The following is a 17,571-nucleotide window of genomic DNA, read 5'->3' as shown; positions in this document are numbered from 1 at the left end:
GCGCGTGGTCGTCCGGCGTTAGCCGATCTTCGTCCGGTGGACCGGATCGGGCGAACCCGCCGGTGCCGTCGTGCCGCGCGGCACGTACCGGGCGGTGGGCGACCAGCGCTGCGCGACCGGGACGCCGTCCACCAGTTCCAGCAACGACTCCGCGACCGACACGCCGAACTGGTGCACGTCCACGCTCATCGTCGTCAGCGCGGGGGAGGCGAGGCGGCACAACGTCGAGTCGTCCCACGCCACCAGGCTCAGCCGCGCCGGCACCGGCACGCCGAGCTCCGCCGCCGCGGCGAGACCGGCCACCGCCATCACGTCGTTGTCGTACAGGATCGCGGTCGGCGGTTCGGGGCCGGTCAGCAACGACGTCGTGAGCTTCGCGCCCGCTTCCTCGGAGTAGTCGCCCTCGACGACCACCGGCTCGATCCCCGCGGCCGCGCACCCCTCCAGCAACGCCGTGGTGCGGGCGCGCGTGTGCGACAACGAGCTCGGGCCGGTGACCCGCGCGATGCGGCGGTGGCCGAGGTCGAGCAGGTGCCCCAGCGCCGCCGCGACCGGGCCGGCGTGGTCGGTGCGGACGCACGGCAGCGACGAGTCGCCGACGACGACCGCGGGCAGTGCCAGCGACTCCAGGACGGCCGGGCGCGGGTCGTCCAGCACGGGGTTCACCACCACCACGGCGTCGACCAGGCCGCGGGTCGCCCAGCGGCGGTAGGCGGTGATCTCGGCCTCGTGGTCCGCCACGACGTGCAGCAGCACGGAGAGGTCGCGCTCGGCCAGGCGTTCCTCGATGCCGGCGATGAACTCCATGAAGAACGGCTCCACCCCGAGCAGGCGCGCGGGGCGGGCCAGCACCAGGCCGATCGCGCCGGTCGACTCAGTCCGCACGGGGCACCGCACGCAGGTCGTTGGCGCAGCGCAGCACCAGCGGGCCGGTGAAGGCCGCCGGGTCCACGGCCGCGTCCGTGCGGATGTGGAACACGTGCGTCTCCCCGGCCAGCATCGTCAGCAGCATGTCGTCCACGACGGCGTCGGGCGCCACCCGGTCGGCGAGGATCGCGACGTCGCGGGCGAACGAGTCGCAGCGCACCTCGACCTCGTAGCCACCGCGCACCGCCTCCGCCTGCGCGGCAAGAGGTGCGGGGTCGCAGGCCGGGTCGTCGGTGAACGCGTGGATCGCGCGGGCCTCGGCGGTCGTCGCCACCACCACCTCCGCGTCCTCGTTCGCCGGCGTCAGCAGCGCCTCGTCGAGCTCCAGGGTCAGCACGGACCTGGGCGGCACCGTCCGGCGCAGTCTAGTCAGGTGCAGCGTCACGCCCCGGAACGTCTGTCGGTCGAGCGTCACGTGCGCGTCCCACGGTTCGTCGTGGTCGTTCACCGCGACGAGGACCAACCGGCCGTCGCGCGGCTGGAAGGTGAGCAGGCGCGGCGCGAACGCGTGCCGCAGGCCGTACCAGAGCGGCTTGACCCGTTCCTCGCTGTCGATCGCCGCCCACGACGTGACGGGCCAGCAGTCGTTGAGCTGCCAGACGACGGCACCGGCCGTGCGCGGCCACCACGAGCGGAAGTGCTCGATGCCGAAGCCCACCGCCCGCGCCTGGGTCAGCTGCGTCGCCCAGTGCCAGTCCTCGAACCTCGCCGGCACGCGCCCGCCGAGACCGCGGGCGAGCTTGGCGTCGCCGTCGTCGGCCTTCTGGTGGGCCAGGAAGCCGGGCGACGTCGGCGTGAGCGGCTGGTCGTGCACCCAGCGGGTGAGGGTGGACCACGTCGGCGGGCCCTGGAAGCCGAACTCCGAGCAGAACCGCGGCACGTGGTCGCGGTAGTGCGGGTAGCCGACCTGGTTCCACACCTGCCACTCGTGCCGGGTGCCGTGGTCGGCGGAGTTGGGGTGCGGGCCGCCGTACGGGCTGCCCGGGCAGTAGAACCGGGTCGGGTCGAGCTCGGCCACGATCGACGGCAGCAGGTCCTCGTAGTGGCCCAGGCCCCACGTCCGGCCGTCGAGCTGCTCGGGCCAGCCCCAGTCGGCGAAGCCCCACAGGTTCTCGTTGCCGCCGTTCCACAACGCCAGCGAGGCGTGCGGCATCAGGCGCACGACGTTCTCGCGGGCCTCGGCCTCCAGCTCGCCGCGCAGCGGCTCCTCCTCCGGGTACGCGGCGCACGCGAGCGGGAAGTCCTGCCACACCAGGACTCCGCGTTCGTCGCAGACGTCGTAGAAGTCGTCGGACTCGTAGATGCCGCCGCCCCAGACCCGCAGCAGGTTCACGTGCGCGGCCACCGCCTGGTCGACCCGGCGGGCGAGCCGGTCGCGGGTGATCCGGGTGAGGAAGTGGTCGTCGGGGATCCAGTTGGCGCCCTTGACGAACAGGGGCTTGTCGTTGACGACGACGGTGAACGGGGTGCCGATCTCGTCCGGTGTGGTGTCGACGGTGATCGTGCGGAACCCGATCCGCTTGTCGTAGCTGTCGAGGAGCTCCGAGGACCCGTGCAGCGTCACGGACAGGTCGTGGAGCGGCTGGGCGCCGTGCCCGACCGGCCACCACAGGTCGGGGTAGGGAACGTCCAGGCGCGCGGTCACGGTCGTCTGCCCGGCCGGCACGAGGACGGTGCAGTCGCGGTCGCCCACGGCGATCCGCAGCGTCAGGTCCTCCTGCCGGTCCCACTCGACCGTCGCGTGCACCTCGACCCGCCCGGTCGAGCCGGTGACGGTCACGACCGGGCGGACCTCGGCGAAGCGGGCGGTGTGCCAGCGCTCCAGCCGCACCGGCCGCCAGATGCCCGCGGTCTGCAGGTCAGGGCCCCAGTCCCAGCCGAAGCTGCACGCCATCTTGCGGATCATGTTGAACGGGTGGGCGTTCACGTGCGCGCGCTGCCCCAGGGCCGCCTCGACCTTCTCCGCGTGCGCGAGCGCGGACGAGAACGCCACCGCCAGGTCGTTGCAGCCGTCGACGAGCAGCTCGCGGACGTCGAAGCGGTGGCTTCGGTGCATGTTCGCGGTCTCGCCGAGCAGGTGCCCGTTCAGCTCGACGGCCGCCACCGTGTCGAGACCCTCGAACACGAGGTCGGCGCGGCCATTGGTGGAAGTGGAGGCGAGGAACGTGGTGCGGTAGCGCCAGTCCGCGCGGTGCGTCCAGGTCAGCTCCGCCTCGGCCCGGTCGAGGAACGGGTCGGTGATCAGCCCGGACGCCAGCAGGTCGAGGTGCGTGCTGCCGGGCACGGTCGCGGGCACGGTGCGGCCCCGGACGTTGTCCGGCACCTCGTCCGTCGTCGCGGTCAGCTGCCAGCCGTCGTGCAGGTACTGCCGGATCAAGACGGACCTCCCTGGCGGAAACGGGTTTCGGGGTTCGGCGCGGCGGCGGCGAGCAGCCGGGTGTACGGGTCCCGCGGGCGCACGAGCACGTCGTCGCTCGGCCCGCGTTCGACGATCCGGCCGCGGTGCATCACCAGGACCTCGTCGGAGAAGTGGCGGGCGGTCGCGAGGTCGTGCGTGATGTAGAGGACGGCGAGGTCCTCCTCCCGCTGCAGGCGGGCGAGGAGCTCGAGCACGTCCAGCCGGATCGAGACGTCGAGCATGGACACCGGTTCGTCGGCGACGACCACCTCGGCGCCCGGTGCGAGCGCGCGGGCGATCGCGACGCGCTGGCGCTGGCCGCCGGAGAGCTCGTGCGGCCGCCGGGACGCGAGGCGGGGGTCGAGGCTCACCCGTTCCAGCAGGTGCGGGACCTCGGCGCGGGACCTGCCGTGCAGCAGCAACGGCCGGGCGAGGTGGTGCTCGACCGTGTGGAACGGGTTCAGCGACGCGAACGGGTCCTGGAAGATCATCTGCACGTGGTCGCGGTAGGACCGCGCGGCGACGGGCGAGCCGTCCGGCCCGGTCAGCACGACCTCCCCGGACGTGGGCCTGACCAGCTTGGCGATCATCCTGGCGGTGGTCGACTTGCCGGACCCGGACTCGCCGACCAGCGCGACCGTGCGGCCGGGGGTGAGGGTGAACGAGACGTCGTCGACGGCGCGGACGCCGCGGTAGGTCTTGGTCAGACCGCGCACTTCGAGGGTGGTCATCGCGTCAGCGCTCCCGCTTCTCCGGTCAGGCCGGGGAACGAGGCCAGCAGCTGCCGGGTGTAGGGGTGCCGCGGCCGCAGGTAGAGGTCCTCGGCGTCGGCGTACTCGACGACCTCGCCGTCGCGCATCACCGCGATCCGGTCGCTCAGCTCCAGCAGCAGCGGCAGGTCGTGCGTGATGAACACGACCGCGAACCCGAGCTCGTCGCGCAGGCGCTTGATCTCGTTCAGGATCTCCCGCTGCACCAGCACGTCCAGCGCGGTGGTGGGCTCGTCCATGATCATGACCTGCGGTTCGAGCAGCAGCGCCATCGCGATCACGACGCGCTGCCGCATGCCGCCCGACAGCTCGTGCGGGTACGCGCCGAGCCGTGCCGGGTCGACGCCGACGAGCCGCAGGACCTCCGCGCAGCGCGCCTCCCGGTCCGATGTGGACGTTCCGGGGCGGTGCGTGGCCAGGACGTCGTCCAGCTGCGCGCGGACCGTCGTGACCGGGTTCAGGGAGTTCATCGCGCCCTGGAACACCATGGAGAGCCTGGCCCAGCGGAACTTCCTGAGCTCCTCCGCGCCCAGTGCCAGCACGTCGACGTCCTCGAACCGGACGGAGCCGGACGTGACCTCGGCCGGCGGCCGGTGCAGGCGGTTGACCGCGTACGCCAGGGTGGTCTTGCCGCAGCCGGACTCCCCGGCCAGGCCGAGGATCTCGCCGCGCCGCAACGTCAGCGACACGTCCTTGACCGCGTGCACGGGGGTGGCGCCCCGGTAGACGACGTTGAGGTCGCGGACGGTGAGCACGGCGCCGGGTTCCGGGGGAGCGTGGTCCGCGGCCACCACGTCCTCCCGGCGTCGTTCGCGGTCGCGCAGGGCGGGGTTGACGATCTCGTCGATGCTGAAGTTGACCAGCGCCAGCGCGCCGCCGAACACCGCGATCACCAGGCCGGGCGGCACGAACCACCACCAGGCCTCGCGTTGCAGCGCGAACCCGTTCTGCGCGTAGTAGAGCATCGTGCCGAGCGTCGACGAGTCCGAGGCGCCGAGCCCGAGGAACGATAGCCCCGCCTCGCTCAGGATCGCCAGCACGACGGCGAACACGAACTGCGCGGCGAGGATCGGCAGCAGGTTCGGCAGGATCTCCACACCGATGACCCGCCACGTCTTCTCGCCGGACACCCGCGCCGCGGCCACGTAGTCCCTGTTGCGCAACGACAACGTCTGCGCGCGCAGCACGCGGGCGGCCGCGGCCCAGCCCGTGATGGCGAGCACCAGCGCGATCGTGGACGTGCCGCGCTGCTCGGCCGGCACGAACCCGGCCACCACGATCACCAGCGGCAGGCCCGGGATCACCAGCACCACGTTGGAGAACAACGAGAAGACCTCGTCCACGACCCCGCCCGCGTACGCGCCGACGATGCCGAAGAACCCGGACAGCACCGTGGCCATGACGCCGACGAGCAGGCCGATCCACAACGAGCCGCGGGTGGCGTGGGCGAGCTGCGCGAGGACGTCCTGACCGGTCAGCGTGGTGCCCAGGAGGTGCTCACCGCCGGGCGGGGTGAGGCCGCTGTCCCTGATCAGCGCGGGGTCGCCGGTGAGCAGCGGGCCGAGGAGTCCGAAGAGGACGACCAGCCCGGCGAGCACCAGGCCGGTGACGAGCTTGGGGGACCGGGTCATGACACGGTGCTCCGATCCCTCGTGCGGGGGTCGACGAGGCCGTACAGCAGGTCCACGACCAGGTTGGCGCCGAGCACCGCGACCGTGATGACCAGGAAGATGCCCTGCATGAGCGCGTAGTCGTTGTTCTGCACGGCCTGCAGCAGCTTCGAGCCGATGCCGGGGTAGGAGAACACCTGCTCGGTGACGATCGACCCGGACACCACGAAACCGAGCGAGATGGCGAACCCGGCGACGGACGGCAGCACGGCGTTGCGGGCCGCGTACCTGATCATCACCCGGCTGCCGCGCAGCCCCTTCGCCCGCGCGGTCAGCACGTAGTCCTCCGCCATCGCCGAGACCATCGTGTTGCGCATCCCCAGCAGCCACCCGCCGACCGACGAGAGCACGATCGTCACCGCGGGCAGCGTGCCGTGGTAGAGCGCCGACCCGACGAACTCGGGGCTCCAGTCGGGATCGAGCACGACGTCGTAGCCGCCGTTGAGCGGGAACCAGCCGAGCCCGGACGACAGCACCGCGACCAGGATCAGCGCGAGCCAGAAGTACGGCACGGCCGACAGCATCGTGGTCGCGGGCACGAGCGAGTCGAGCCACGTGCCGCGCTTCCAGCCGACCACGGCGCCGAGGCCGATGCCGAGCAGGAACGACAGCAGCGTCGCGAGCCCGACCAGCACGACGGTCCACGGCAGCGAGCCCGCGATCACGTCGGTGACCTGCGCCGGGAACGCGCTGACCGACACGCCGAGCTCGCCGCGCAGCAGGTTGCCCAGGTAGGCCAGGTACTCCGCGGCGAACGACTCGCGCCCGCCGGTGCCGAGCAACGTCTCGTAGGCCTGCCGCGCGGCGGGGTCGACGCTGCCGCCGCGCTGCTGGAGCTTGGCCATCAGGATGTCCACCGGGTCGCCCGGCAGCAGTCGCGGGATGACGAAGTTCAGCGTCACCGCCGCCCACAGCGCCGTCAGGTAGAAGGCGGTTCTGCGCAGGTGATGGCCCATGTCACTGCCCCGCGGGCTTGAGCTTCGCGTACACCTGCGAGGCGTCCGGCCGCTTCCAGACGGCGGGGAACGCGTAGAGGTCGTCCTTCGTGGGCCAGCCGGTGAAGCCCCTGGCGTTGAACTCGCTGGGGATGCCGCCGGTGAGCACCGGGATGTACGGCATGGACTTCTCCAGCTCGACCTGGATGGTGTCGTAGTGCCGCTGCCGGGACGGGTCGCCGGTGTCGGTCTTCTTCAGCTCGGCGATCGCCTGGTCGACCGCCGCGTTGCTGAAGCGCGCGTAGTTCGGGACGGCGGCCTGGCCGACCGGCGCCGTCGTCGCCGTGGAGAAGAAGTAGCTGTAGGTGTAGAACGGGTCGGGCGCCGGGCCCTGCTCCACCGAGTCGATCAGCAGCTCGTACTGGCCGCGGCCGCGCGCGTCGGCCCACTCGTTCCACGACAGCTGCTGCGGGGTGAGCTTCACGCCGATCCGCAGCAGCTGCTGGCTCAGCGTCTCCAGCGCGGTGATGTAGTCGGTCCAGCCGGCGACCACCTTCACCGTGAGCGCCAGCGGTTTGCCGTCCTTGGCGTAGATGCCGTCGCCGCCCTTGGCGTACCCGGCGGAGGTGAGCAGCTGGTCGGCCTTGGCGACGTCGGGGTCCATCGGCGCCAGGCGGTCGGTGAGCTTGCTCGACACGAGCGCGTTGTCGCGCGGCAGGAGCGTGAAGCCGGGAGACATCTCGCTGTTGACGTTCTGGAAGGCGAGCGAGTTGATCTGCGTCCGGTTCATCCCGTGGTAGATCGCCCTGCGCACGGCCGGGTCGGTCTGCGCGCCCTGGCAGCCGAGCTGCGCGTTCGAGCACGTGAAGAGCGCGACCTGGTTGAGCGGCAACGTGATCGCTTTGTAGCCGGGGTAGTTCTTCTCGATGTCCTTGATGTCGGGGATCGGGCCGGTCTGCCAGTCGACCGACCCGGCCTTGAGCGCGTCGACCCCGGCCTGGTTGCCCGACAGCGACAGGTACCGCACCTGCTTGACCGCGGGCTCACCGCCCCAGTACCTCGGGTTCGCCTTGAGCGTGAACGACTGCGCCTTGAAGTCGCCGAGCGTGAACGGGCCGGTGCCGACCGGGTTCCGGTTCACCTCGGTGGCGGGGGAGGGGTAGTTCTTCCAGATGTGCTCGGGCATCATCCACAGCTGGCCGAGCACCTGCGGTCCGTCCATGTAGGACGGTTCGGGGAACTTGACGACGACGTGCGCGTCGTCGGTGGCGGTGGCGGTGCCCTTGAAGCCGGTCTTGTTCATCGCCGGGGTCTTCGCGACCATGCCGAGCGTGAAGACGACGTCCTCCGCGGTGAACTTCTCGCCGTCGGACCACGTCGCGTCGTCGCGCAGGGTGATCGACAGCTCGGTGCCGGTGGCGTTCCACTCGAACGCCTTGCCGAGCAGTGGTTTCGGCGGCTGGTCCTTCGCGATGTTGTAGAAGAACAGCGGTTCGTAGATCGTGCCGGGACCCTCGATCTGGGTCGGGGCGTAGGGGTTGAAGTTGAGCTGGAAGTCGCCGGCCTGACCGGTGTAGACGACCAGCGTGTCGTCGGCCTGGCCGCCGCCGGACGCGGCACAGCCGGCCGCTACGACCACCGTCAGACCCAGTGCGCAGAGCCGCTTCAGCAGGAACATCGTCGATCCTCCCCGTGGCTGGGATGCTGCGGGGCGAGATTCTTCAGTTACTAAACAAAGAAAGTCAACGGCCGAAGGTGCTTTACTTGACCCTCGGTCGTCGATGGAGCAGGTTCGTCGTTCGACGGCGGACGGAGGGCGTGGACGTGAGCGGACCGGCGCGGGTGACCCACGCGAGCACCAGGGCGGCCGTGCTGGACCTGATCCGCGCCGCGGGCATGATCAGCAGGGTCGGCCTGGTCAACGCCAGCGGCCTGACCGGCGGGACGATCTCCACGGTCGTGCGCGGGCTGATCGACGAGGGCTTGGTCGCCGAGACCGGGCATGCCGAGTCGACCGGCGGCAAGCGGCGCGTTCTGCTCCAGCTCGACCACTTCGCGCGCTACGCCGTCGGCGTGCACCTCGACGACGCGCGGATCACCTACGTGCTGACGAACCTCGGCGGCGCGGTCGTCGCCCGCATCTCGCGGGCGGGAGCGGCGAGCGAGGAGCCGGCGGCCGTCGTCGCCAGGATGGCCCGCGAGGTCGGCGCGCTGATCGACAGCGTCGGCGTCGAACGCGGCCGGATCCTTGGGCTGGGACTCGTCTCGGCGCGGCCGTGGCAGTTCGGCGCCGACCTCGGACGCGCCACGGGCCTGCCGGTGGTGCTGGACAACGACGCGACGGCCGCGGCGATCGGCGAGCACTGGTCCGGCGGCGTCGGCGCGACCTCGACGTTCGCCGCGCTGTACATGGGGTCGGACCTCGGCGCGGGCGTGGTGCTCGGCGGCACGACCCACCGCGGCCCCGGCGGGCACGCCGGCGGGATCGGCCACTTCTGCCTCGACGTCGACGGGCCGCCGTGCCCGTGCGGCGGGAGGGGCTGCCTGGAGGTGCTGGCCGGGCCCGCCGCCGTCGTGGCGCGGGCGCGGGAGGACCGGGCGCTGACCCGCGCGGCCGGGCTGCCCGGCGGCCGGACCCGGCCCGCCACGCCGGTCGCCACCGACTTCGCCGCGATCTCCCGGGCCGCGCGCCAGGGCAACGCGCGGGCGCTGGCCCTGCTGGAACGGTCCGCCCGCCACGTCGCGGCCGCCGCCAGGACGCTGGTCCACGCGCTCGACCTCGAGGTGCTGGTGCTCACCGGTCCGAGCTTCGCCATCGCGGGCTCGATCTACCTGCCGGTGCTGCGCGAGGAGCTCGACCGGGCGTTCGCCTCCAGGGGAGCGCGGCCGGTCGCCGTGCGGTTGTCGCCATCGGCCGCCTCGGCGCCCGCGATCGGCGCCGCGGCGATCGTGCTCCAGTCGGAGCTCGTGCCCCGCCACCAGGGACTGCGGCTGCCGGACGACCTCGCGGCCGACGAGCCGCCGGTCTTCCAGCGGGCATAGCCGCAGGTCCTCCCGCGGATCTCCGGCGGTCCCGGAAAACGGGATTTTGCATTTCGCACCGAGCGCGTTAACGTCGATGCCATTGTTCGACAACGCGCCGATCGAATATGTCGAAGTGCATTTGTTCCGCACTGTGTTTGTTCAGTCCGCGAGAGGGAGACGTCTCAATTGGCGGGCTGCCGCGCGATGTGGAACGTTATCGACAACGATTGACACGACCCGGTGACGCGGGGGAGTCTCGGGCTTCCGAGACAACCGAACTCCGGGACGACGACCTCTGCGACGATCCGGCGGACCGCCGCAGCACCCGCGCAGCCGGGACCAGCCGTGGGCAGGCGGCACCGGTCCCGGCTGCGCACCACCACGCCGTGGTGCCGGGGACGAAGCGCGGGAGAGCTCCCCTTGGCACAGTTCGCGAACCCGATCCTCGCCGGCTCCCACCCCGACCCGTCGGTGTGCCGCGCCGGGGACGACTACTACCTCGTCACCTCGACGTTCGAGTACTTCCCCGGCCTGCCGCTCTACCACAGCCGTGACCTGGTGCATTGGCGCCAGGTCGGGCACGTGCTGGACCGGCCGTCGCAGCTGCCGCTGCAGGGGATCCAGGCCTCCGGCGGGCTGTACGCGCCGACGATCCGCCACCACGACGGCGTGTTCTACGTGGTGTGCACGCTCGTCCACGGCACGCGCGAGTCGGGCAACTTCGTCGTCACCGCCACCGATCCGGCCGGGGAGTGGTCAGAACCGCAGTGGCTGCCGGAGGCGGCGGGGTTCGACCCGTCGCTGTTCTTCGACGACGACGGCCGCGCGTGGTGGACGGCGACCCGCGAGATCGAGAACGGCCGCAACGAGATCTACCTGCGCGAGTTCGATCCCGCGAAACTGGCGCTGGTGGGCGAGGAGCACGTGGTGCTCACCGGAATCGTGCGCGGTTCCGTGTGGCTGGAGGCGCCGCACGTGTACAAGGTGGACGGTCGTTATGTGATGGTGTGCGCGGAAGGCGGCACGGATTTCGAGCATTCCGTCGTGGTGGCGTCCTCGGACGACATCACCGGGCCGTACGTCCCCTCCAAGATCAACCCCGTGCTGACCCACCGCCACCTCGGCCGCTCGTACCCGATCGCGGCCGTCGGGCACGCGGACCTGGTGGGCACGCAGCACGGCCAGTGGTACGCCGTCCTGCTCGCCGTCCGGCCGTACGGCGGCTACTACTACAACCTCGGCCGCGAGACCTTCCTCGTGCCGGTGGTGTGGGAGAACGGCGCCCCGGTCTTCAGTCCCGGCACCGGGCGGGTCGAGGAGTCCTACCCCGTCCCCGAGCTGCCCGCACACCCGTGGCCTGCCGATCCCGAGCCCTTCTCGTCCGCGGAGCTCGGGGGCGAGTGGATGCTCCTGCGCACGCCGCCGGAGGAGCCGTTCTGGTCGCTCACCGAACGTCCGGGGCACCTGCGGCTGCGCGTGCGCCCGGAGTCGGTCACCGAGCGGGCGAACCCCAGCATCGTCCTGCGCCGCCAGCAGCACCAGGACTTCCACGCCTCGTGCACGCTGGAGTTCCGGCCGGACGGGCCGTCCGACGCCGCCGGGCTGGTGCTGCTGCAGAACGACGACCACCACGTCCGGCTGCTGCTCGGCGCCGGGGGAGAGGTCGTGCTGGTGCTGCGCGCGCAGGGCCGTGACGAGGTGCTGGCGAGGACCGAGGTGGGCGACTCCGCCGTGCGGCTGGGCTTCGAGGCGCGCGGGCAGAGCCACCAGGCGCTCGTCGCCGTCGGGTCGGCGGTGTGGCGGCCGCTGGGGGAGCCGTTCGACGGACGGGTGCTCAGCACGCCGGTCGCCGGCGGGTTCACCGGAGTCCACATCGGACTGTACGCGACCGGCGCCTCCGGGGGTTCCTGGGCCGACTTCTCCGACTTCGTCTACCGGCCGCTGGACTGAATCGTTCCGTCCAGCGGTCCCTCCACGGGAGAGGACTGTCCACACCGGACCGTAGTCGAAACGTTACCCGGCTGTTCGACAGCGGGCGTTCGACGCCGTTCGACAGCGCTGCTTGACGCTGCGCGAAGCGCCGATGCAGACTCCGGAAAGCGTTTTCCAGCCGACGGGGTCAGGAGTTCATGAGCGCTCTCGACGAACTGCGTCAGCTGCGCCGTGGCGGCGTGCAGGTGCGCAAACGCGACAACAAGGCCGCGTTCTGGTTCCTCGCGCCCTGGTTCGCCGGGCTGGTCTTCATCACGATCGGCCCGGTGCTCGCGTCGTTCGGGCTGGGCTTCACCAAGTACAACCTCATCCAGCCGCCGAAGTTCGTCGGGCTCGACAACTTCGCCCGCATCCTGAGCGACGAGCGGCTGCACAACGCCCTGCGCGTGACGTTCACCTACGTCCTGGTGTCCGTGCCGCTCCAGCTGGCGTGCGCGCTGGGCGTCGCGCTGCTGCTCGACAAGGGGCTGCGCGGGCTCGCGTTCTACCGCTCGGCGTTCTACCTGCCGTCGCTGCTCGGGTCGAGCGTGGCGATCGCGGTGCTGTGGACGCAGGTCTTCGGCACCGACGGGCTGGTGAACCGGGTGCTGGGCCTCTTCGGCGTCGAGGGCAGGGGCTGGATCTCCGACCCGGACACCGCGCTGTCGACGCTGATCGTGCTGAACGTGTGGACGTTCGGCTCCCCGATGATCATCTTCCTGGCCGGGCTGCGGCAGATCCCGGTGGTCTACTACGAGGCCGCCGCGATCGACGGGGCGAGCCGGTGGTCGCGGTTCCGGCGGATCACGCTGCCGCTGCTGTCGCCGATCCTGTTCTTCAACCTGGTCCTGCAGATCATCCACGCGTTCCAGTCGTTCACCCAGGCGTTCGTCGTCTCCGGCGGCACGGGAGGGCCGTCGGACTCGACGATGTTCTACACGCTCTACCTGTACCAGCAGGGCTTCAGCCGCTTCGACATGGGCTACGCGTCGGCGCTGGCGTGGTTCCTGCTGCTGATCATCGCGGCGTTCACCGCGGTCAACTTCTGGGCGGCGAAGTACTGGGTGTTCTATGACGACTGAACTGCGCCGCCGGCTCCTGGTGCCCGCGAAGCACCTCGGCCTGGTCCTCATCGGGTTCGTGATGCTGTACCCGGTGCTGTGGATGGTCGTGAGCTCGCTGCGGCCGGGCGACGAGATCTTCCGCAGTCCCGGCCTGATCCTCGACACGTTCCGGACGGAGAACTACACCGAGGGCTGGAACGCGCTCTCGCCGTCGTTCGGGACGTACCTGCTCAACTCGGCGATCCTGGTGCTGGGCTGCATCGTCGGCAACCTGGTGTCGTGCTCGATGGCCGCGTACGCGTTCGCGCGGCTGCAGTTCACCGGCAAGCGCTGGTGGTTCGGGATCATGCTCGGCACGATCATGCTGCCGATCCACGTGATCATCGTGCCGCAGTACGTGCTGTTCTCGAACATCGGCTGGGTCAACACGTTCCTGCCGCTGATCGTGCCGAAGATCCTCGCCACCGACGCGTTCTTCGTGTTCCTCATGGTCCAGTTCGTCCGCGGCCTGCCGCGCGAGCTCGACGAGGCGGCGCGCATCGACGGCTGCGGCCACCCGCGGATCTTCCTGCGGATCGTGCTGCCGCTGATGAAACCCGCGCTCGCCACCACGACGATCTTCACGTTCATCTGGACCTGGAACGACTTCTTCGGTCAGCTGATCTACCTGACGGACCCGGACATGTACACGGTGCCCGTCGCCCTGCGGTCGTTCGTCGACTCGACGGTGGCCACGTCGTGGGGCTCCCAGTTCGCGATGAGCGTCGTGTCGCTCGTCCCGATCTTCCTCGCGTTCCTCGTCGGTCAGCGGTACCTCGTCAAGGGGATCGCCACGACCGGGGGCAAGTAGCCGAAAGGGAAGCTCATGCTCAGAGGTGTTCGCCGCGGAACCGCCTGGGCGGTCCTGCTGTCGCTGTCCGCGTCACTGCTGGTCGCCTGCGGGTCGTCCTCCGACGCCGGAGGCGACCTGACGGCGGAGAAGGTGACGCTGCGGTTCACGTGGTGGGGCGCGGACGACCGCCACAAGCGCACCCAGAAGGTCATCGACCTGTTCCAGCAGAAGCACCCGAACATCACCATCAAGGGTGAGTTCAAGGAGTGGAACGGTTACTGGGACAGCCTCGCCACCACGATGGCGGCCAACGACGCGCCGGACATCATGCAGATGGACGAGCTGTACATCGCCTCCTACGCCGAACGCGGCGCGCTGCTCGACCTGAACGAGGCCAAGAAGCACCTCGACACCACGAACTTCGACCAGAAGGCGCTCGCCACCGGTACGATCGGCGACAAGCGGTACGGGCTGCCGGTCGGGCTGGGCATGTACTCGATCATGGTCAACCTCGACCTGCTGGCGAAGTACAACATCCCCGTGCCCGACGACACGAAGTGGTCGTGGGACGACCTGAAGACCATCGCCGACCAGGTGTCGAAGGCCGGCGGCGGGCAGGTGTTCGGCATGCAGTCGCCGGGCATCAACGACGCCGCGGGCCTGAGCATCCGCGCGCGGCAGCAGGGCAAGGCGATGTTCGACGCCGACGCGAAGGTCGTGCTGCCGCAGGAGATCGCCCGCGACTACTGGCAGTACATCCTCGACCTGTCGAAGTCCGGCGCCTCGATGTCGCCGTCCGCGACGATCGAGAAGGCCTCCGCCGGCCTGAACCAGTCGGCGACGGCGACGAACACGGCGGCGTTCGGCCTGTGGTGGAACACCCAGCTCACCGCGCTGACCGCCGCGAGCGGCGCGAAGCTGAAGCTGCTGCGGATGCCGGGCGAGACGCAGGGCAAGGCGCCCGGCGCCTACTACAAGCCGTCGATGTTCTGGTCGGTGTCCGCGCGCTCGAAGTACCCGGCGGAGGCCGCGGCGTTCGTGAGCTTCCTCGCCAACGACGAGGAGTCGGCGAAGATCCTGCTGACCGAACGCGGCGTGCCCGCCAACCAGAAGATCCGCGAGGCGATCGCCGACCAGCTCAAGGAGACCGACAAGGCCGCCAAGGAGTACCTCGACACCGTGCCGGTCAGCGACCCGCCGCGGATCACCCCGAACGGCGCCAGCACCCTCGACACGATCCTCAAGCGGCACACCGAGGACGTGCTGTTCGGCCGGACCACACCGGACCAGGCCGCGGCGTCGTTCATCAAGGAAGTGCAGTCCGAAGTGGACGCGGCGAGGTGAGGCGGGCCGCGGTCGTCGGCACCGGCGCGATCGCCTCCGCCCACGCCGAGGCGCTGCGGGCGGCGGGCGACCGGGTCGAGCTCGTCGCGGTGGCGGACGTGGACGCCGACCGCGCGGCCGCGTTCGCCGCGGAACAGGGTGTGCCGCGGACGTACCCAGGCCTCACGGCGATGCTCGACGCCGAGTCGCTGGACGTGGTGCACGTGTGCACACCACCCCGTCACCACGTGCCGTTGGCGCTGGAGTGCCTGGCCGCCGACGTGCACGTGCTGGTCGAGAAGCCGCCCGCGTTGTCGTTGAGCGAGGTCGACGCGCTGATCGCCGCCGAGCGCGGCTCGCGGGCGTCGGTCGCGACGGTCTTCCAGCACCGGTTCGGCCCGGCGGCCGTGCGGCTGCGGCGGCTGGTCGCGGAAGGAGTGCTCGGCAGGTCGTTCGTCGCGAAGTGCGACACGCTCTGGTACCGCGGCGACGCGTACTTCGAGGTGCCGTGGCGCGGCACGTGGGAGAGCGAGGGCGGCGGCCCGACGATGGGCCACGGCATCCACCAGTTCGACCTGCTGCTGTCGGTCCTCGGGCCGTGGCAGGAGATCCGGGCGGTCGCGGCCCGGCAGGCGCGGGACGTGCAGACCGAGGACGTGTCGATGGCGCTGGTGACGTTCGCCGACGGCACGGTCGCCTCGGTGGTGAACTCGCTGCTGTCGCCGCGGGAGACCTCGGAGCTGAGGTTCGACTTCGAGCACGCCACGGTCGAGGTCGAGCACCTCTACGGCTACACCGACGCGCACTGGGTCGTCACCCCGGCGCCCGGTCGCGAGGACGTGGCCGCGCGGTGGCGGCAGGAGCAGTCGTCCGGGGTCGTCAGCGGCCACCGGTGCCAGGTGGCGGCGTACCTCGACGCCCTGGACAGCGGCGAGAAACCCCCGGTGACCCTCGAGGACACCAGGACGACCATGGAGTTCATCGCCGCGCTCTACGCCTCCGCGTTCACCGGCGCGGTCGTGAAGGCCGGTCAGATCGGTCCGGACAGCCCGTTCTACGCCACGATGGAAGGGATCGGTGCCCCGTGGGCGAACGCCCGGTGATCTCGCGGCAGGACGACTCGGTGCTCGCGATGGCGGTCGGCGACGTCGAGCTCTTCGAGTACGTGCACGGGCCGTCGACACCGGCCTTCGAGGGGCCGAAGCCGTACCTGCACCCGGTGCGGACGCTGGACGGCGACGTCGTGACGGCGTTCCGGCCGCACGACCACCGGTGGCACAAGGGTCTGCAGATGACCGCGACCGACGTGTCGGGCGAGAACTTCTGGGGTGGCGTCACGTACGTCCGCGACCAGGGGTACGTGGTGCTGCCGAACGTCGGGAGCATGCGGCACGACTCGTTCGCGGACGTCGCGGACGGGTTCGGCGAAGAGCTGTCGTGGTTCACCGAGGCGGGGGAGAACTGGGTCCGGGAGACCCGGTCGTTCGTCGTGCGGGACGTCCTCGACGACTCGTGGACGCTGGAGTTCTCGACCTCGCTGACGAACGTGCGCCCGTCGCCGCTGGTGTTCGGCAGCCCGACCACGAACGGGCGCGAGCTGGCCGGGTACACCGGGTTCTTCTGGCGCGGGCCCCGGTCGTTCACCGGCGGGGAGGTGCTCGCGGCCGACGGCGGCGCGGGCGAGGACATGATGGGCAAGACCGGGCCGTGGCTCGCGTTCACCGGCCACCACGACGAGGTGGACCGCTCGTCCACGCTGCTGTTCCTGGACCACCCGTCCAACGGCACCACCCACTGGTTCGTGCGCAGCGGGCCGTTCGCGGCGGTCAACCCGTCGTTCGCGTTCCACGAGACGGTGTCGCTGGAACCCGGTGAGGGGCTGGACTTGCGCTACCGGGTCGTCATCGGGTGCGGGGCGTGGGACCGCGACCGGCTGGAGTCCTATGTGGAGGCACACCCGTGGTGACGCCGTTCCCCGGCGGCATCGGCATCTCCGGGCTGCGGGTGTACGACTGGCCGACGGTGGACGGGCTGTGCGGGGGTTCGCCGCACGCGCACCTCGTCTGCTCGGAGTGCTACTACGTGGTCGGCGGCACCGGCAGCGTGCAGACGTTGACCGCCAAGGGGTTCGCCTCGACGCCGTTGCGCGAGGGTTCGGTCGTGTGGTTCACGCCCGGCACGGTCCACCGGCTGGTGAACGACGGCGACCTGCGGATCGTGGTCGTGATGCAGAACAGCGGCCTGCCCGAGGCGGGCGACGCGGTGTTCACGTTCCCCTCGGAGGTGCTGGCGTCTCCGGCGCGGTACGCGGAGGCCGCCGCGGGCGGTGACGAGGAGGCCGTGCGGCGGCGGCGCGACCTCGCCCTGGAGGGGTTCCTGGAGCTGCGACGGGGTGGGACCTTGAACTCGTTCCACGCCGCCGCTCTCGCGTTGAAGCGGGACCTGCTGGACTCCTGGGAGGAGCGGTGGCGGTCCGGGGCGCTGGCGGCCGCCGAACTGACCGGCGACCACCTGGACCGGCTGCGCTCCGGCGACCTCGGGCACCTCGGCGAGGCGGTCGTGCACGTGCTGGACTCCCCGGCACCCCGACGGCTCGGCATGTGCGGCCGGCTCGACACGCACGATCCGGGCGACGGGAAGCCGGTGTCCTGACGAGG

14 protein-coding genes are annotated in these 17,571 nt (G+C 70.9%); 8 read left to right on the top strand and 6 right to left on the bottom strand.

All coding sequences use genetic code 11. The features are described from left to right. Positions 1 to 18: 18 nt before the first annotated feature. From VF330_RS03180 to VF330_RS03155, 6 genes are read right to left on the bottom strand one after another with little or no spacing between them, the layout of a single operon-like run. Positions 19 to 885, bottom strand: a complete 867-nt coding sequence (locus VF330_RS03180; RefSeq protein WP_330849954.1) for a LacI family DNA-binding transcriptional regulator — start codon at positions 883 to 885, stop codon at positions 19 to 21. After that, the gene (locus VF330_RS03175) at positions 875 to 3,304 is read right to left on the bottom strand and encodes a glycoside hydrolase family 2 protein (protein ID WP_330849953.1); all 2,430 of its coding nucleotides are present in this window, start codon (positions 3,302 to 3,304) and stop codon (positions 875 to 877) included. The genes VF330_RS03180 and VF330_RS03175 overlap by 11 nt, the downstream gene beginning before the upstream one ends. After that, on the bottom strand, positions 3,301 to 4,056 hold the full coding sequence (locus VF330_RS03170; protein ID WP_330849952.1) for an ABC transporter ATP-binding protein: 756 nt from the start codon (positions 4,054 to 4,056) through the stop codon (positions 3,301 to 3,303). Before VF330_RS03170 ends, VF330_RS03175 begins: the two co-directional genes overlap by 4 nt. Next, a complete protein-coding gene (locus VF330_RS03165; protein WP_330849951.1) occupies positions 4,053 to 5,726 on the bottom strand; it encodes a dipeptide/oligopeptide/nickel ABC transporter permease/ATP-binding protein in 1,674 nt (557 codons plus the stop codon). Before VF330_RS03165 ends, VF330_RS03170 begins: the two co-directional genes overlap by 4 nt. After that, positions 5,723 to 6,721, bottom strand: coding sequence for an ABC transporter permease (locus VF330_RS03160; RefSeq protein WP_330849950.1), 999 nt, complete (start codon positions 6,719 to 6,721; stop codon positions 5,723 to 5,725). The genes VF330_RS03165 and VF330_RS03160 overlap by 4 nt, the downstream gene beginning before the upstream one ends. 1 nt (position 6,722) lies before the next feature. Then, complete coding sequence (locus tag VF330_RS03155) at positions 6,723 to 8,378, bottom strand: ABC transporter substrate-binding protein (protein ID WP_330849949.1); 1,656 nt, start codon at positions 8,376 to 8,378, stop codon at positions 6,723 to 6,725. 146 nt (positions 8,379 to 8,524) lie between these two features. Here VF330_RS03155 and VF330_RS03150 point away from each other — a divergent pair, with 146 nt between their 5' ends. From VF330_RS03150 to VF330_RS03115, 8 genes are all read left to right on the top strand, one after another. Continuing rightward, positions 8,525 to 9,742, top strand: coding sequence for an ROK family transcriptional regulator (locus tag VF330_RS03150; protein ID WP_330849948.1), 1,218 nt, complete (start codon positions 8,525 to 8,527; stop codon positions 9,740 to 9,742). A gap of 402 nt (positions 9,743 to 10,144) precedes the next feature. Continuing rightward, on the top strand, positions 10,145 to 11,674 hold the full coding sequence (locus tag VF330_RS03145; protein ID WP_330849947.1) for a glycoside hydrolase family 43 protein: 1,530 nt from the start codon (positions 10,145 to 10,147) through the stop codon (positions 11,672 to 11,674). Between the two features lie 179 nt (positions 11,675 to 11,853). Then, on the top strand, positions 11,854 to 12,777 hold the full coding sequence (locus VF330_RS03140; protein ID WP_330849946.1) for a sugar ABC transporter permease: 924 nt from the start codon (positions 11,854 to 11,856) through the stop codon (positions 12,775 to 12,777). Continuing rightward, entirely contained in the window at positions 12,767 to 13,609 is an 843-nt protein-coding gene (locus VF330_RS03135) for a carbohydrate ABC transporter permease (RefSeq protein ID WP_330849945.1), read from the top strand. Before VF330_RS03140 ends, VF330_RS03135 begins: the two co-directional genes overlap by 11 nt. Positions 13,610 to 13,624: 15 nt before the next feature. Next, entirely contained in the window at positions 13,625 to 14,935 is a 1,311-nt protein-coding gene (locus VF330_RS03130) for an ABC transporter substrate-binding protein (protein WP_330849944.1), read from the top strand. Further along, positions 14,932 to 16,017 (top strand): Gfo/Idh/MocA family oxidoreductase, encoded by a 1,086-nt coding sequence (locus VF330_RS03125; RefSeq protein WP_330849943.1) that lies wholly within the window; start codon positions 14,932 to 14,934, stop codon positions 16,015 to 16,017. Before VF330_RS03130 ends, VF330_RS03125 begins: the two co-directional genes overlap by 4 nt. Further along, on the top strand, positions 15,999 to 16,880 hold the full coding sequence (locus VF330_RS03120; RefSeq protein ID WP_330849942.1) for a PmoA family protein: 882 nt from the start codon (positions 15,999 to 16,001) through the stop codon (positions 16,878 to 16,880). Before VF330_RS03125 ends, VF330_RS03120 begins: the two co-directional genes overlap by 19 nt. Next, positions 16,874 to 17,566 (top strand): cupin domain-containing protein, encoded by a 693-nt coding sequence (locus VF330_RS03115; RefSeq protein WP_330849941.1) that lies wholly within the window; start codon positions 16,874 to 16,876, stop codon positions 17,564 to 17,566. Before VF330_RS03120 ends, VF330_RS03115 begins: the two co-directional genes overlap by 7 nt. Positions 17,567 to 17,571 lie beyond the last annotated feature (5 nt).

Source organism: Lentzea sp., from assembly GCF_036380075.1.
In the GTDB taxonomy this organism is placed as follows: Bacteria; Actinomycetota; Actinomycetes; order Mycobacteriales; family Pseudonocardiaceae; genus Lentzea.
The sequence above is the reverse complement of the archived record's forward strand: the minus strand, read 5'-3'. Positions and strand labels throughout refer to the sequence as shown.

Coding starts and splice junctions, on each gene's coding strand:
- VF330_RS03140 (WP_330849946.1), top strand. CDS start 11,854: ATGAGCGCTCTCGACGAACTGCGTCAGCTGCGCCGTGGCGGCGTGCAG.
- VF330_RS03165 (WP_330849951.1), bottom strand. CDS start 5,726: ATGACCCGGTCCCCCAAGCTCGTCACCGGCCTGGTGCTCGCCGGGCTG.
- VF330_RS03160 (WP_330849950.1), bottom strand. CDS start 6,721: ATGGGCCATCACCTGCGCAGAACCGCCTTCTACCTGACGGCGCTGTGG.
- VF330_RS03170 (WP_330849952.1), bottom strand. CDS start 4,056: ATGACCACCCTCGAAGTGCGCGGTCTGACCAAGACCTACCGCGGCGTC.
- VF330_RS03155 (WP_330849949.1), bottom strand. CDS start 8,378: ATGTTCCTGCTGAAGCGGCTCTGCGCACTGGGTCTGACGGTGGTCGTA.
- VF330_RS03130 (WP_330849944.1), top strand. CDS start 13,625: ATGCTCAGAGGTGTTCGCCGCGGAACCGCCTGGGCGGTCCTGCTGTCG.
- VF330_RS03135 (WP_330849945.1), top strand. CDS start 12,767: ATGACGACTGAACTGCGCCGCCGGCTCCTGGTGCCCGCGAAGCACCTC.